Source organism: Prauserella halophila (assembly GCF_024171895.1).
GTDB classification, from domain to species: domain Bacteria; phylum Actinomycetota; class Actinomycetes; order Mycobacteriales; family Pseudonocardiaceae; genus Prauserella; species Prauserella halophila.
This window is the reverse complement of sequence record NZ_JAMTCQ010000008.1, coordinates 617,270-631,114: the sequence shown is the minus strand read 5'-3', so window position 1 is coordinate 631,114 and position 13,845 is coordinate 617,270. Positions and strand designations below refer to the sequence as shown.

Sequence of the window (13,845 nt, the reverse complement as noted above, 5' to 3'; positions counted from 1 at the left end):
CGGCATGGCGCAGTCGGACGGCACGGCGCAGTCGGACACTACAGAGCAGTCGGGCACAGAGCAGCCGGACGGCACAGAGCAGCCGAGGAGGACGCCCGTTGTCGGAGCAGCGGACCGAGCAGCCCGCGTGGTCGGCGCTGGCGCTGACGGGCGTCGACGTGGAGCGGCCGAAGGTCGTCGTGAAGGCGGACCTGCTGCCCGCGATCAGTGTCGTGTCCTTCGTGGCACTGCTGGGCATTCCCGTCGGCTGGCTGTGGTCGTTGCTGGCACCGCCGCAGCGGATGCGCGTGATGGGCGGCGAGACGGGCGAACTGCCGTTGCAGTTGGAGAGCTGGCACCGGTTCGACGCGCTCGCCGTGTTCCTGCTCCTCGGCCTGGCCGCGGGAATCGCGGTCGGGGTCGTGGTGTGGCTCCTGCGGGAACGGCGCGGTCCGGTGATCCTCGTGGCTGCGGTGCTCGGGTCGCTGGTGTCTGCGTGGCTGGCCACGCAGATGGGCCTGTCGTTCGCGGGCAGCCGGTACGCCATCACCGACCCGCCCGAGGTGGGAACGGTGGTCGAGGCCGCGCCGGTGCTCGAGACCGGGTGGGCCGTGCTCGCCCAGCCGCTGACGACCGCGCTCGTCTACGGCATGTTGGCGATCTGGAACAGCCGCGACGATCTCGGCCGCAGGCTCGGCTGAGGCAGGCCGGTGCCGGCGCCGCGGGTCAGTTCGGACTCGCCATCGTCCCCGTGCCGGTACCGTCGTTCATGTCGGGCAGCGAGGCCGGAATTGCGCGCAGCAGCGAGCGGAACCCGGCCTCCCGGTTGAGCAGCCGGCACACCTCCCGCAACCGGCGCAGCGGAGCTCGCTGTTCGAGCAGTGCCTGCCGGTCGGACAGCGGGAGCCGGCAGTCCGCGGCGAGCCGGTACGACAGCGCGGCCGGGTCGGTATCGGGCGACGCGGTATCGGGCGACTCGGTATCGGGTGACGCTGCGCGCCTGCCCTCGTCGGGCCACACCACGTCGCAGTAGCGCCGGTGCGCGGCCCGCGCCAGATCGCCCAGCCGGGACGCCGCCTCCAGCGCTCCGTCGACGTCGTCGGATTCACCCGCCAACGGCAGATCGTCCAGGTGGCTCACGGTGCCGACGAGATACGGTGCCGCGCGGGTGTCGATCTCGTGCAGCACGAACCGCCGGACACCCGTCGTGGTGAGGTCGTAGCGGCCGTCGGGCAGGGGTGTCGCCTCGTCCAGCCGCGCCGTGCAACCGATGGTGTGGACATGGTCGAGCTCGTCGACCTCCCGCAGGAGCGGGGAGCGCAGCGCCACGACACCGAACAGGCGGTCCGGGACGGTGCCGGTGAGCAGATCCGCGGTCAGCTGGCGGTAGCGCGGCTCGAAGATGTGCAACGGCAGTGGTGTGCCCGGCAGGAGCACGGTCTGCAGCGGAAACAACGGCAGCGTCGCTCGCGGAGCATCCGGTCTCGTGTCGGCCACGGCGTTCACGGTACGACGTCGCGCCGGGTGCCGCCTGTTCACGAAGTGCGGCTCCGGCCGGCCGTGGGCGGTTTGAACGCGGCGAACGGGTCGGTGACCTGCAGGTCGTCGTGGACGAACGAGTACAGCGAGGCGGGCCTGCCCCCGGAGCGTCCGGACGGTGCGGTGTCGCCGGTGTCGGTGAGGAGTCCGCGGCGGGAGAGCACGCGGTGCAGGTTGGTCGCCGCCACCCGGTAGCCGAGCGCGGCCGAGTAGTGCTCGGCCAGTACCGAGACCGGGAATCGCCGTGGCACGAGGGCGAAGCCGAGGTTGGTGTAGCTGAGCTTGGCGCGGAGCCGGTCGCGGGCGCCGGTCACGATCTCCCGGTGGTCGAACGCCGTGCGCGGCAGATCGTCGACGGGATGCCATGCGGTGTCCTCGGGAACCTCGGGGTCGACGTCGGACGGCACGAGGCCGAGGAACGCCGTGGCCACGACCCGCGGCCCCGGGACGCGCCGTGGCTCGCTGAACACGGCGAGCTGTTCGACGTGCCGGAGCTGGCGGATGTCGACCTTCTCCGCGAGCTGACGGCGGATGGAGACCTCGACGTTCTCGTCCGCGCGCAGCCGGCCTCCGGGGAGTGACCAACGTCCGAGGTGTGGATCGAGCGCCCGACGCCACAGCATGACCTGCAACGACGGCGGCCGATCGCTCGCCCGCGGGCGCCGGACGCGGAGGACGGCGGCCAGAACCTCGTGTGCCAACGGGTCGCGGCTGTTAATATGGGAGTGCACGGTTTTCGATTGTAAGGCGAAAACTGGTCGAATGCACGAACCGGAGGCTCGACATGCCGACGCTCGACACGGCGATCAACGGCGACCCTGACACCGGCGCGGACCTGACGCCCTACGGCGGCGTGACCGCCGACGCGGCGTGGGCGGAGGAGATCCGCTCGCTGGCGCAGCAGCGGGACGCCGTCCTGCTCGCGCACAACTACCAGCTGCCCGAGATTCAGGAGATCGCCGACCACACGGGCGACTCGCTGGCCCTCAGCAGGATCGCGGCCGAGAGCGACGCGTCGACGATCGTGTTCTGCGGCGTGCACTTCATGGCCGAGACCGCGAAGATCCTGTCGCCGGACAAGACCGTGCTGATCCCGGACGCGCGTGCGGGCTGCTCACTCGCGGACTCGATCACCGGTGAGCAGCTGCGCGAGTGGAAGGCGGAGCACCCGGGCGCGGTCGTCGTCTCGTACGTCAACACCACCGCCGAGGTGAAGGCCGAGACCGACATCTGCTGCACCTCGTCCAACGCGGTCGACGTCGTGGCGTCGATCCCGGCCGAGAGGGAGGTGCTGTTCTGCCCGGACCAGTTCCTCGGCGCGCACGTCAAGCGAGTGACCGGCCGCGAGAACCTGCACGTGTGGGCGGGGGAGTGCCACGTGCACGCCGGCATCAACGGTCCCGAGCTGGCCGAGCGGGCGGCGGCGGACCCCGATGCCGACCTGTTCATCCACCCCGAGTGCGGGTGTGCCACCTCGGCGCTGTATCTCGCGGGCGAGGGTGCGGTGGCCGAGGGCCGGGTGAAGATCCTCTCGACCGGCGGCATGCTCACGGCGGCGCGGGAGACGAATGCCGAATCGGTGCTGGTGGCCACCGAGGTCGGCATGCTGCACCAGCTCCGCAAGGCCGCACCGGAGACCGATTTCCGTGCCGTCAACGACCGGGCGTCCTGCCGCTACATGAAGATGATCACCCCGGCGGCGCTGCTGCGATCGCTGCGGGAGTGTGCCGACGAGGTGCACGTCGCTCCGGAGATCGCCGAGCGGGGCCGTGCGTCGGTGCAGCGCATGATCGAGATCGGCACGTCGGGCGGCGGCGAATGAGCGTCGATTCGCCGGCGGTTAATGATTATGAGGCGAAAACTGGCTGGGCGAGTCCGCGGTGGGAGGCCGCCGCGGACGTGGTCGTGCTCGGCAGCGGTGCCGCCGGACTGAGTGCGGCGGTGCGGCTCCGCGAACGCGGCCTGCACGTGCTCGTGGTGACCAAGGGGTCGATCGGGGACGGCAACACGCGGTGGGCGCAGGGCGGTATCGCCGCCGTCGTGGACGCTGCACCCGATGCGGACGTCGCGGACGCGGGCCGCGGCGACAGTGTGGCCGCGCACGCTGCGGACACGGAGACGGCGGGTGCCGGGCTGTGCGAGCCGGACGCCGTGGCCGAGGTCGTCGCCGGGGGAGCGGGGGCGGTCGCCACGCTGCGTCGCTTCGGTGCCGTCTTCGACGAGGCCGCCCGCGGCAGCGACGGTGCCCGCGGGCTGGCGCGCACGCGGGAAGGCGGGCACAGCGCGCTGCGGGTGATCCATGCCGGCGGTGATGCGACCGGCGCCGAGGTGCAGCGTGCCCTCGTAGCGACCGCGACCGGCGACGACGTCCCGGTGCTGGAACGCCATGTGGCCGTCGATGCCGTGCGCACCGCCGCAGGCCGGATCGCCGGGGTGACGGTGCTCGACGACCGCGGCTGCCCCGGCGTGGTCCACGCCCCGGCACTGGTGCTCGCCACGGGCGGGCTCGGTCAGCTGTACGGCGCCACGTCGAATCCCGAACAGGCGACCGGCGACGGGGTCGCGCTCGCGTTGCGTGCGGGTGCGCCCGTGGCCGATCTCGAGTTCGTGCAGTTCCACCCGACCGTGCTGTACGCGCCCGGCGCGCGCGGCAGGCGGCCGCTGGTGACCGAGGCCGTGCGCGGCGAGGGTGCGGTGCTGGTCGACGCGACCGGCACGCGCGTGATGCCGGGCGTGCATCCGCTGGCGGACCTGGCCCCGCGGGACGTCGTGTCGGCCGCCGTGATCCGCCACCTCGCCGGGGCGCCGGGCGGGGTCGACGACCACGTGTTCCTCGACGCGACCGGGATCGACGGGTTCGCCGCACGCTTCCCGACGGTGCGGGCCGCGTGTGAGACCGCAGGCATCGACCCCGTCCGGGAACCGATCCCGGTCGCGCCCGCGGCACATTTCGCGTGCGGCGGGGTCGTGGCCGGCACCGACGGGCGTACGCCGGTGCCGGGACTGTACGCCGTGGGTGAGGTGGCGCGGACCGGTCTGCACGGTGCGAACCGCCTCGCGTCGAACAGCCTCCTCGAAGGACTCGTCGTCGGCAGGCGTGCGGCCGATGCCGTGGCGGAGGATCTGGCGTCCTGCCGGCCGGTCCACGCCCGCAGTACGCAGGCGCGGACGGACATCGGGACCGCTGCGTGGCCGGATCCCGCGCCGCTGGAGTGCGCTCCGCGGGACGACGTGCAGCGCGTGATGAGCCGGTACGCCGCGATCGGCCGCGATGCCGACGGCCTCTCCGTCGCCGGATCGGTGCTCGACCTGGCGGCATCCCGTTCGGTGTCCGGCTCCGGACCGGACGGTGCGGGAGGCGCGCGCGAGCGGGTCGAGGACGCCGCGTTGACCTTGGTCGCGCGGGCACTCCTCTCCGCCGCGTCGGCGCGTACGGAATCCCGCGGATGCCACGTCCGCACGGATTTCCCGGAGCGTGACGACGTGTCCTGGCTGCGCAGTCAGACGATCCGGCTGAGCCCGTCGGGCCAGCCCGTGCTGGCCGAGGCGGCGGCCGTGGAGGCCGCGTGACCGGCAACGATGGGAACGGGCACGAGACCGGTGGCAGCAGCAGGAACGGCATGAGCGAGGGCGGCGTGGACGAGAGCGGCATGAGCGAGGGCGGAGTGGACGAGAACCGCGTGGACGGTCCGGACGTCGAGGATCTGCGGCGGGTCGTCACGACGGCGCTGGCCGAGGACCTGCGGTACGGACCGGACGCGACGACGGCGGCGACCGTCGGTGCCGACGTCACCGCGACGGCGGCGTTGACTCCGCGGACTCCCGGGGTCGTGGCGGGTGTGCCCGCGGCCCTGGCGGTGTTCGACGAGGTGCTCGGCGACCGCTACGACGTGGCCGCGCGCGCGGCCGACGGGGCACGCGCGGAGCCGGGTGTGCCTGCACTGGTCGTGCGCGGCACGGTGCGGGACCTGCTCACCGCGGAGCGGACGGCGCTGAACCTGCTGTGCCACCTGTCGGGTATCGCGACGGCGACCGCGGCGTGGGTGTCCGCTGTGGACGGAACGGGCTGTGCGATCCGTGACTCCCGGAAGACACTGCCGGGACTGCGGTTGCTGGCGAAGTACGCCGTGCGGTGCGGCGGCGGGGTCAACCACCGGATGGGGCTCGGCGATGCGGTGCTGATCAAGGACAACCACGTCGTCGCGGCGGGGTCGGTGACGGCCGCGTTGCGCCTGGCGCGGGAGCGCGCCGCGGGCCTGCCGTGCGAGGTCGAGGTGGACGACCTGGAGCAGCTCGCCGAAGCGCTGGACGCGGGCGCGGACGAGGTGCTGCTCGACAACTTCACGCCGGAGTGGTGCCGGGAAGCCGTGGCGCTGCGCGACGAGCGCAGCCCGAAGACCCGCCTGGAGTCCTCGGGCGGGCTGCGGCTGGAGAATGCCCGCGTCTACGCCGAGTCCGGTGTGGACTATCTCGCCGTCGGCGCGCTCACCCACTCCTCACCGGCGCTCGACGTGGGGATGGACCTGACCCGCTGACCCGCTGACGCGCCCCGGCCCGCCGGGCCGGGGCGGCACTGCGACGGGACGCGGGGCCTCAGCGGAGCTTGCGGTTGGCGAGCGCGCCGGTGGCCCTGCGGGACGCCTCGGCGACCGCAGGGTCGAGGTCGGCGAGCACGAGTTCCGGGGCGGCACCGGCCTGCGCGCGCACCGCACCGAACGGGTCGGCGACCGCCGAGTACCCGACGCCCGTCGGCGCCTTCGGGTTCACCTCGACGCCCGCCGCGGCCGGGTCGGCCTGGCCGCACGCGAGGATCCAGTTGCCCGAGTCGAGCGCGCGGGCGCGGGTGAGCAGGTCCCACTGCTCGCGTTTGCCCTCGCCCGCACCCCACGACGCGGCGAGGGCGATCGCGTGCGTGCCCGCCTCGGCCAGCTGCTGGAACAGTCCGGGGAAGCGCACGTCATAGCAGGTCGCGATGCCCAGCCGGACGTCGTCGACGTCCACGGTGACCAGCTCCTCACCGCCCGCGACCGTCGTCGATTCGTGGAATCCGAAGGCGTCGTACAGGTGGATCTTGTCGTAGCCGCGGTGCTCGCCGGGGCCGGTGACGAGCAGGGTGTTGCGCACCCGGTCGCCGTCCGGGGTGAACATGCCCGCCACGACGAGCACGCCGTGTTCCCGCGCGATCGCGGCCACCTCCGAGGCCCACGGCCCGTCGAGCGGCTCCGCCAGCGGTGCGAGTTTGACGCCGAAATGCGCCATCGTGGCCTCGGGAAACACCACGACACGGGCGCCGCGCGCCGCGGCGTCGGCCGTCCACCCGCGCACGAGTGCGAGGTTCGCCGCCGGGTCCGCCGTCGACGTGACCTGGCACAGGGCGATCCGCAGCGCCGCGTCCATCAGCCGGTCTCCTTCGCGTTCGGTGTCCACGTCGTCCATGCCGTCCACGCCGGGGCGCGTGTGGCTCAGCGTACGGGTGGCGGTGGAACGGCTCCGCCGCACGCAGGCCTCCGCGTGGCGGTGAGGCGGGGCGCGATCCGGCCGGGCGAGGCTGCGGTGACCCGGCAGCCCGTGCGCTGGTGGTGGGCCTCACCTCGTACCCTGGAAGGCATGTTGAACCGCACCGACCTGCGAGGTCGCGTCCCCCGGCCCGCCGAGCTGCGTGCCACGTTGCCGCGCGCCGAGGTGAACGTGGACGCGGCGCTGCATCAGGTGCGGCCGGTGGTCGACGCGGTCCGTGACCGGGGCGTCGAGGCGGTGCTCGAGTACACGGAGAAGTTCGACGGCGTGCGTCCCGCCGCGGTGCGGGTGCCGCAGGCCGAGCTCGACAGGGCGCTGGCCGAGCTCGACCCGGACGTCCGCGCGGCGCTCGACGAGGCGATCGTGCGTGCCCGCGCGGTGCACGCCGACCAGCGGCGTGGTGCGGTGACGACGCAGGTCGCCGACGGGGGCACCGTCACCGAACGCTGGGTGCCGGTCTCCCGCGTCGGGCTGTACGCGCCGGGCGGGTTGGCGGCCTACCCGTCGAGCGTCGTGATGAACGTCGTACCCGCGCAGGAGGCGGGTGTCGGGTCGCTCGTGCTGTGCTCGCCGCCGCAGGCCGAGTTCGGCGGGCTGCCGCACCCGACGACCCTGGCGGCCGCGGCGCTGCTCGGCGTCGACGAGGTGTGGGCGGTCGGCGGTGCCCAGGCCGTCGCCGTGCTCGCCCACGGTGCGCTCGACACGGACGACTCCGAGCTCGACCCGGTCGACATGGTGACCGGGCCGGGCAACGTCTATCTCACCGCGGCCAAGCGCATGCTGCGCGGCATCATCGGCATCGACTCCGAGGCGGGGCCCACGGAGATCGCGATCCTCGCCGACGGGACGGCCGACGCGGGCCACGTCGCGGCGGATCTGATCAGCCAGGCCGAGCACGACACCCTCGCGGCGAGTGTGCTGGTGACGACGTCGGAGCGGCTCGCCGGCGACGTCGACGCCGAGCTGGAGCGCCGGGTCGCGACGACCAAGCACACCGAGCGCGTCGACACCGCGTTGCGGGGCCCGCAGTCCGGCACCGTCCTGGTGTCCACCGTGGACGACGGACTGAACGTCGTCGACGCCTACGCCGCCGAGCACCTCGAGATCCAGACGGCGAACGCACGCGAGGACGCTGCGCGGGTGCGCAACGCGGGCGCGGTGTTCGTCGGCCCGTACGCGCCGGTCTCGCTCGGCGACTACTGCGCGGGATCGAACCACGTGCTGCCCACGGGCGGTTTCGCGCGGCATTCGTCGGGCCTGTCGGTGCAGACGTTCCTGCGCGGCATCCACGTGATCGACTACAGCGAGGCGGCGCTGCGCGAGGTGGCGGGCAAGGTCGTCGCGCTGGCCGACGCCGAGGACCTGCCCGCGCACGGCGAGGCCGTGCAAGCACGATTCGAGGGAGAGACCCGGTGACGGCTCGGGACACCCAGCACTCCGACGAGACCCAGCGCCCCGACAGGACCCAGAGCCCCGACGAGGTCGGGCTCGACGACCTGCCGCTGCGCGAGGACCTGCGCGGCAAGAGCCCCTACGGTGCGCCGCAGCTGGACGTTCCGGTGCGGCTCAACACCAACGAGAATCCGTATCCGCCGCCGCAGGCGCTCGTCGACGACGTGACCGAGGCGGCCCGCGAGGTGGCGGCGCAGTTGCACCGCTACCCGGACCGCGACGCCGTGGCGCTGCGCGAGGACCTGGCGGCGTACCTGACGTCGTCGGTCGGGGTCGAGGTCACCAGTCGGCACGTGTGGGCGGCCAACGGCTCCAACGAGGTGCTCCAGCAGATCCTGCAGGCGTTCGGCGGTCCGGGACGCACCGCGCTCGGATTCGAGCCGTCGTACTCGATGCACCCGATCATCTCGGCCGGCACGCGCACCGACTGGATGCCGGCGCCGCGGCGCGGGGACTTTTCGCTGGACGCCGCCGAGGCCGCCCGGATCGTCGAGGAGCGCAAGCCGGACGTCGTGTTCGTGACGAGCCCGAACAACCCGACGGGCGGCTCGATCCCGCTGGCCGAGCTGGACGCCGTGTTGCGGACCGCGCCCGGCCTCGTCGTGGTCGACGAGGCCTACGCGGAGTTCTCCTCGCAGCCGAGTGCGCTCGAACTGCTGCCGCGGTATCCGGCGAAGCTGATCGTCTCCCGCACGATGAGCAAGGCGTTCGCGTTCGCGGGCGGGCGGCTGGGTTATCTGGCGGCCGCGCCCGCCGTGGTCGACGCGCTGCAGCTGGTGCGGCTGCCGTACCACCTCTCGGTGTTGACACAGGCGGCCGCGCGGGCGGCGCTGCGGCACGCCGACGCCACGCTGGGGTCCGTGGCCACACTCGCGTCCGAACGCGACCGCGTGGCGGATGCGTTGCGCGGACTGGGGTTCGAGCCCGTTCCCAGCGACGCCAACTTCATCCTGTTCGGACGGTTCGCCGATCCGTCGGCCGCATGGAAGTCCTATGTGGACAGTGGCGTGCTGATCCGTGACATCGGGATCGACGGGCACCTGCGCGTGTCCATCGGGACCCCGGAGGAGAACGACGCCTTCCTGGAGGCGAGCAAGGAGGTCGGCCGGTGAGCCGGACAGGCAAGGTCGAACGGACGACGAAGGAGTCGTCGATCCGGGTCGAGGTGGATCTCGACGGCACCGGGCAGGTCGACGTGTCGACGGGTGTTCCGTTCTACGACCACATGCTGACGTCCTTCGGTGCGCACGGCTCGCTCGATCTGACGATCGCCGCGACCGGTGACGTGCACATCGACGCGCACCACACCGTCGAGGACACCGCGATCGTGCTCGGGCAGGCGATCCGCGAGGCCCTCGGCGACAAGAAGGGCATCCGCCGCTTCGGCGACTGCTGGATCCCGATGGACGAGACGCTCGCGCACGCCGCGATCGACGTCTCCGGCCGCCCGTACTGCGTGCAGTCCGGTGAGCCCGACGAGTTCAACACCTTCACGATCGGCGGCAACTACCCGTTCGTGCTGACCCGCCACGTGTTCGAGTCGCTGTCGTTCCATGCGCAGCTCGCGCTGCACGTCCGGGTGATCCACGGCCGGGATCCGCACCACATCGCGGAGGCCCAGTACAAGGCCGTGGCGCGGGCACTGCGCGCGGCGACGGAGCACGATCCGCGCGCCGGTGGCGTGCCGTCGACGAAGGGGGTGCTGTGAGTGGATCAGCAGTGGGTCGGCGTGCTGTTGCTCGGCGTGGCGGGATTCCTCGTCGGCGGTGTGTACAGCACCTGGCGCAACGGGTCCCGCGTCCTGGCCGCCGTCTTCGGCCTCGCCGCGCTGGTGGCGATCGGCGGTGCCGTCGCCTGGCTCGCCTGATCGGCGCAGGCCGCCGGCCCGCGGGCCGGCGGCGTTCCTGCGGACCGCGGCCGTGAGTCAGCGCGTGCCCGCGGGGCGTACCGGGACGACGACCGGATTTCCCCCGGCCGTGGTGAGGACCTCGACGTCGGCGGCGTAGTGCTCACGCAGCCGCTCGGTGGTGAGGACCTGCGACGGCGTGCCCGCGGCGACGACACCGCCACGGTCGATCAGCACGAGTTCGTCCGCGTACTGCGCGGCGATCGTCAGGTCGTGCAGGGTCGTCACGACCGTCGTCTCGTCCTCCCTGCGGAGCTGGTCGAGGCGTTCGAGCAGCGTCTGGGCGTGGCCGATGTCCAGCCCCGTCGTCGGTTCGTCGAGCAGCAGCAGCGGCGTGCGCTGGACCAGTACCCGGGCCAGTACCGCCCGCTGCGCTTCGCCGCCGGACAGGGTTCCCAGTCGCCGCCCGGCCAGCTCGTGCAGATCGAGCCGGGTGAGTGCATCCTCCACAACGGACACGTCGGACGCGGATTCCCGCGCCAGCGTACCGAGATGCGGTGCTCTGCCGAGCAGGACGTAATCGGTGACGGTGAGCCGTTCCGGCAACGCCGGGTTCTGCGGGGCGTAGCCGATGCGGCGGGCCAGGTCCTTGCGCGGCAGCCGTCCGGTGTCCGTGCCGTCGAGCAGGACCGTGCCCCGGCGCGGGACGAGTCCGGCAACGGCCTTGAGCACGGTGGACTTGCCCGCACCGTTCGGCCCGACGATCGCCAGCCACCGCCCGCGGCGCGCCTCCAGCGACACGTGTGTCACGACCGGCTCGGCGCCGTAGCCTGCACTGACGTCGTGCAGCGACAGCGCGGTCGCGGCCTGCGTGGCGGTCACGACAGCCGCTCCCGGTTCGTGCGCAGCACCAGGGCGAAGAACGGCGCGCCGGCGAACGCGGTGACCACGCCGAGCGGCAGTTCGCCGGGCATGATCGTCCGGGCGACGATGTCGGCCATGATCACGAACGCGGAACCGCCGAGGAGCGAGAGCGGCACGATCACGCGGTAGCTCGCGCCCGCCAGCAGCCGCACCAGGTGCGGCACGACGATCCCGACGAACCCGATCAGCCCGCTCACCGACACGGCTGCGGCGGTGGCGAGCGAGGCCGCCGACAGCACGGCGAGGCGGATCCGGCCCGGTCGCACACCCAGCGACGTCGCTTCCGCGTCGCCGAGCGTGAGCAGGTCCAGCAGCCGGGCCGACGCCACGAGGACGATCCCGGCGAACGCCACGTACGGCAGGGCGAGCCACACGTCGGTCCAGCCGGTGATGTTCAGGCCGCCGAGTGTCCAGGTGTAGACCTGTTGGAGGGTGTCGGTGTCGAGTTGCTGGACGAACGTCTGGATCGCGGTGAGGAACGCCGTCACCGCGACACCGGCCAGCAACAGCCCGGCCGTCCCGGCGCCGCCCGCCGATCGGCCGAGCATCCAGCTCAGCCCGACGCCCAGCAGTGCGCCGGCGAACGCCGCGAGCGGCAGCGGGCCCACCGGGCCGAGCGACCAGGCCGTCACCGCGGGCGCGAACACGACGAGGGCCGTCACCGCCATGCCCGCCCCCGCGCCGGCACCGAGCAGGTAGGGATCGGCCAGCGGATTGCGGAACACGCCCTGGAACGCCGCACCCGCCCCGGCGAGCGCCGCCCCGACGAGCGCCGCGAGCAGCACTCGCGGCGCTCGCAGCTGCCACACGACCGCAGCCTCGGCCTCCGACAGCGGCGACAGCCCACCTGTCAGCTGCGCCAGGATCTCCGCCAGCACCCGGTTCCCGGCGAGCTCGCCGGGACCGATCAGCAGCCCGAACAGCGCGGCGACCACGAGCACGGCCACCGCGACGGCCACCGCGAGCGGTGTCAGCCGAGTGGTGTGCGCGGGCACTCGGGTGGTGTGCGCTGCGGTGCGCCGCGACCGGGTGCGGAGCATCAGGCTTCCGCGACCGCGTCGGCCACGACCCGCACGAACTCGACCAGACGCGGGCTCCAGCGCGAGGCGATGTCGTCGTCCAGTGCGAACACCCGGCCCTGCTCGACGGCGGTCATGGTGTCCCATCCCGGGCGCTCGGCCACCGTGTCGGCGTTCTGCCCGCAGCACTTCGTGTCGGCGAGGAACACCAGATCCGGGTCCGCTCCGACGATCTTCTCGGCCGACAGCTGCGGATAGCCGTTCATCGCGTCCGGATCCCCCTGGTCGGCGATGTTGCGCAGGCCGAACAGGTCGTAGACCTCGCCGAGGAAGGTCGCCGACGTGATCGTGTAGTAGGTCGGGTCGACCTCGTGGTAGTAGCTCAGGTCCTTGTCCGGGGCGGAGTCGGCGAGGTCGGTGATCGTCTGCTCGGTCTCGTCGGCGAGCTGCTGTCCCTCCTCGGCGTTCCCGGTGGCCTTGCCGACGAGCGCGAACTGGGCGTAGGCGTCCTGCAGCGTCTCCGGGGCGGGCAGTACGAGGGTGGGGACGCCGGTCTTGCCCAGGGCGTCGGCGAGCTTGCCCTCCGCGTCCGAGCCCACGACGACCAGGTCGGGATCGTGGGCCGCGATCGCCTGCGGGTCCGGGTCGATGCCGGACATCTCCGTGCGCGGAGCCTCGGACGGATGGGTCGACATCTCGTCGACGGCGACGACCTGCTCGCCGGCATCGACCTCGTACAGCGTCTCGGTGACCGACGGTACGAGCGAGACGATGCGCTGCGGCTGCGCGTCGAGGGTCACGGCGGGTGCGCCTGCCGGCTCGACCGTGACGGGGAAGTCGGTGCCGGTGTCACCGCCGCCACCGCCCTCGTCGGTGCGCTGGGCACAGCCGGCGAGGGCGAGCACACCCAGCAGGGGAAGCAGGGCGAGCAGCCGGACGAACCGACGGGTGCCGGACGATCCGGTGCGGTGGGCTGCGGTGCTGTGCATTCCGGAACCCTGCTTTCCGGAACCCTGCTTTCCGGAACCGGAGCCGGGTGCTTCGGGTTCGTGCACCTGTGCACTGGGACGGGGAGTCGGCTGGTGAGCCATCGGGGCCTCGGGCGTTCGGGTCGGCCGGCGGAGGCGCGGCTGCGGCCGTCGGGTGGCCGCCCGCGCCGGTGCGGAACCCGCGGGGGAGTCCTGGAGCGCCCGAGGCGGCGGTGTGAGGGCCGTCCCTGACGCCGCACCTCTGCGCCGGAGGTGGGCAAGGCGTCGACGCGGGGCGGAGGCGACCTGACTCGACCCGCCCGAGTCGCAGAACACCAGGTCAGCCGGCTCGGGCAGTCATCACAGTTGCGGCACAGTGCCGGATTCGCACCGGACTTCGCTGCCGCCCGCGTCGATACGACGTTACCAGCCTCCCGTTCACGTCACCGCGGATGCCGGGGTCGCAGGACGGGTACTCGCCGCGAACGGGGTGCGCGGGCGAGCACTTGCCGCGACCGGCCGGCACGTCGGAAACTGGTTCGTCCGGGGTCGTCGGATCACGGTCGTCGGATCACGACGGTCCGCCCGGGAACGGCCTGCT

14 protein-coding genes are annotated in these 13,845 nt (G+C 72.8%); 8 read left to right on the top strand and 6 right to left on the bottom strand.

Translation table 11 applies throughout. The features are described from left to right. The first annotated feature begins 98 nt into the window (after positions 1-98). Entirely contained in the window at positions 99-680 is a 582-nt protein-coding gene (locus tag LY41_RS03200; protein WP_372493065.1) for a DUF2567 domain-containing protein, read from the top strand. 25 nt (positions 681-705) lie between these two features. Here LY41_RS03200 and LY41_RS03195 read toward each other — a convergent pair whose 3' ends face one another. After that, positions 706-1,476, bottom strand: a complete 771-nt coding sequence (locus tag LY41_RS03195; RefSeq protein WP_253862296.1) for an LON peptidase substrate-binding domain-containing protein — start codon at positions 1,474-1,476, stop codon at positions 706-708. 38 nt (positions 1,477-1,514) lie between these two features. Then, positions 1,515-2,249, bottom strand: a complete 735-nt coding sequence (locus tag LY41_RS03190) for an NUDIX hydrolase (RefSeq protein WP_308292193.1) — start codon at positions 2,247-2,249, stop codon at positions 1,515-1,517. 53 nt (positions 2,250-2,302) lie between these two features. On the opposite strand from LY41_RS03190, the gene nadA reads away from it, so the two are divergent. From nadA to nadC, 3 genes are all read left to right on the top strand, one after another. Then, entirely contained in the window at positions 2,303-3,340 is a 1,038-nt protein-coding gene (nadA, locus tag LY41_RS03185; RefSeq protein WP_253862295.1) for a quinolinate synthase NadA, read from the top strand. Continuing rightward, positions 3,337-5,088 (top strand): L-aspartate oxidase, encoded by a 1,752-nt coding sequence (locus LY41_RS03180; RefSeq protein WP_253862294.1) that lies wholly within the window; start codon positions 3,337-3,339, stop codon positions 5,086-5,088. The genes nadA and LY41_RS03180 overlap by 4 nt, the downstream gene beginning before the upstream one ends. Before the next feature lie 80 nt (positions 5,089-5,168). Further along, complete coding sequence (gene nadC, locus LY41_RS03175) at positions 5,169-6,053, top strand: carboxylating nicotinate-nucleotide diphosphorylase (RefSeq protein WP_253862869.1); 885 nt, start codon at positions 5,169-5,171, stop codon at positions 6,051-6,053. A gap of 58 nt (positions 6,054-6,111) precedes the next feature. Here the strand turns inward: nadC and LY41_RS03170 are convergent, their stop codons facing one another. After that, complete coding sequence (locus tag LY41_RS03170) at positions 6,112-6,954, bottom strand: carbon-nitrogen hydrolase family protein (RefSeq protein WP_253862293.1); 843 nt, start codon at positions 6,952-6,954, stop codon at positions 6,112-6,114. 171 nt (positions 6,955-7,125) lie between these two features. Here LY41_RS03170 and hisD point away from each other — a divergent pair, with 171 nt between their 5' ends. The 4 genes from hisD to LY41_RS03150 all read left to right on the top strand — a co-directional run bounded on the left by hisD (position 7,126) and on the right by LY41_RS03150 (position 10,354). Then, positions 7,126-8,451: a histidinol dehydrogenase gene (hisD, locus tag LY41_RS03165; RefSeq protein ID WP_253862292.1), complete on the top strand. Its 1,326-nt coding sequence runs from the start codon at positions 7,126-7,128 to the stop codon at positions 8,449-8,451. An 80-nt stretch (positions 8,452-8,531) separates the two neighbouring features. Further along, positions 8,532-9,599, top strand: coding sequence for a histidinol-phosphate transaminase (locus LY41_RS03160; RefSeq protein WP_253862868.1), 1,068 nt, complete (start codon positions 8,532-8,534; stop codon positions 9,597-9,599). Next, positions 9,596-10,195, top strand: a complete 600-nt coding sequence (gene hisB / locus LY41_RS03155; RefSeq protein WP_253862291.1) for an imidazoleglycerol-phosphate dehydratase HisB — start codon at positions 9,596-9,598, stop codon at positions 10,193-10,195. Before LY41_RS03160 ends, hisB begins: the two co-directional genes overlap by 4 nt. Beyond that, positions 10,196-10,354: a CG2302 family histidine operon protein gene (locus tag LY41_RS03150; protein WP_253862290.1), complete on the top strand. Its 159-nt coding sequence runs from the start codon at positions 10,196-10,198 to the stop codon at positions 10,352-10,354. Positions 10,355-10,411: 57 nt separating this feature from the next. On the opposite strand, the gene LY41_RS03145 is transcribed toward LY41_RS03150, so the two are convergent. Genes LY41_RS03145 through LY41_RS03135 form a run of 3 tightly spaced genes read right to left on the bottom strand, consistent with a single transcriptional unit; the run spans position 10,412 to position 13,265 of the window. Next, entirely contained in the window at positions 10,412-11,215 is an 804-nt protein-coding gene (locus tag LY41_RS03145; protein WP_372493063.1) for an ABC transporter ATP-binding protein, read from the bottom strand. Then, a complete protein-coding gene (locus LY41_RS03140; RefSeq protein WP_253862289.1) occupies positions 11,212-12,297 on the bottom strand; it encodes a FecCD family ABC transporter permease in 1,086 nt (361 codons plus the stop codon). The genes LY41_RS03145 and LY41_RS03140 overlap by 4 nt, the downstream gene beginning before the upstream one ends. Then, entirely contained in the window at positions 12,297-13,265 is a 969-nt protein-coding gene (locus LY41_RS03135) for an ABC transporter substrate-binding protein (RefSeq protein ID WP_253862288.1), read from the bottom strand. The genes LY41_RS03140 and LY41_RS03135 overlap by 1 nt, the downstream gene beginning before the upstream one ends. Positions 13,266-13,845 lie beyond the last annotated feature (580 nt).

Coding starts and splice junctions, on each gene's coding strand:
- nadA (WP_253862295.1), top strand. CDS start 2,303: ATGCCGACGCTCGACACGGCGATCAACGGCGACCCTGACACCGGCGCG.
- LY41_RS03180 (WP_253862294.1), top strand. CDS start 3,337: ATGAGCGTCGATTCGCCGGCGGTTAATGATTATGAGGCGAAAACTGGC.
- nadC (WP_253862869.1), top strand. CDS start 5,169: ATGAGCGAGGGCGGAGTGGACGAGAACCGCGTGGACGGTCCGGACGTC.
- LY41_RS03170 (WP_253862293.1), bottom strand. CDS start 6,954: ATGGACGACGTGGACACCGAACGCGAAGGAGACCGGCTGATGGACGCG.
- hisD (WP_253862292.1), top strand. CDS start 7,126: ATGTTGAACCGCACCGACCTGCGAGGTCGCGTCCCCCGGCCCGCCGAG.
- LY41_RS03140 (WP_253862289.1), bottom strand. CDS start 12,297: ATGCTCCGCACCCGGTCGCGGCGCACCGCAGCGCACACCACCCGAGTG.
- LY41_RS03135 (WP_253862288.1), bottom strand. CDS start 13,265: ATGCACAGCACCGCAGCCCACCGCACCGGATCGTCCGGCACCCGTCGG.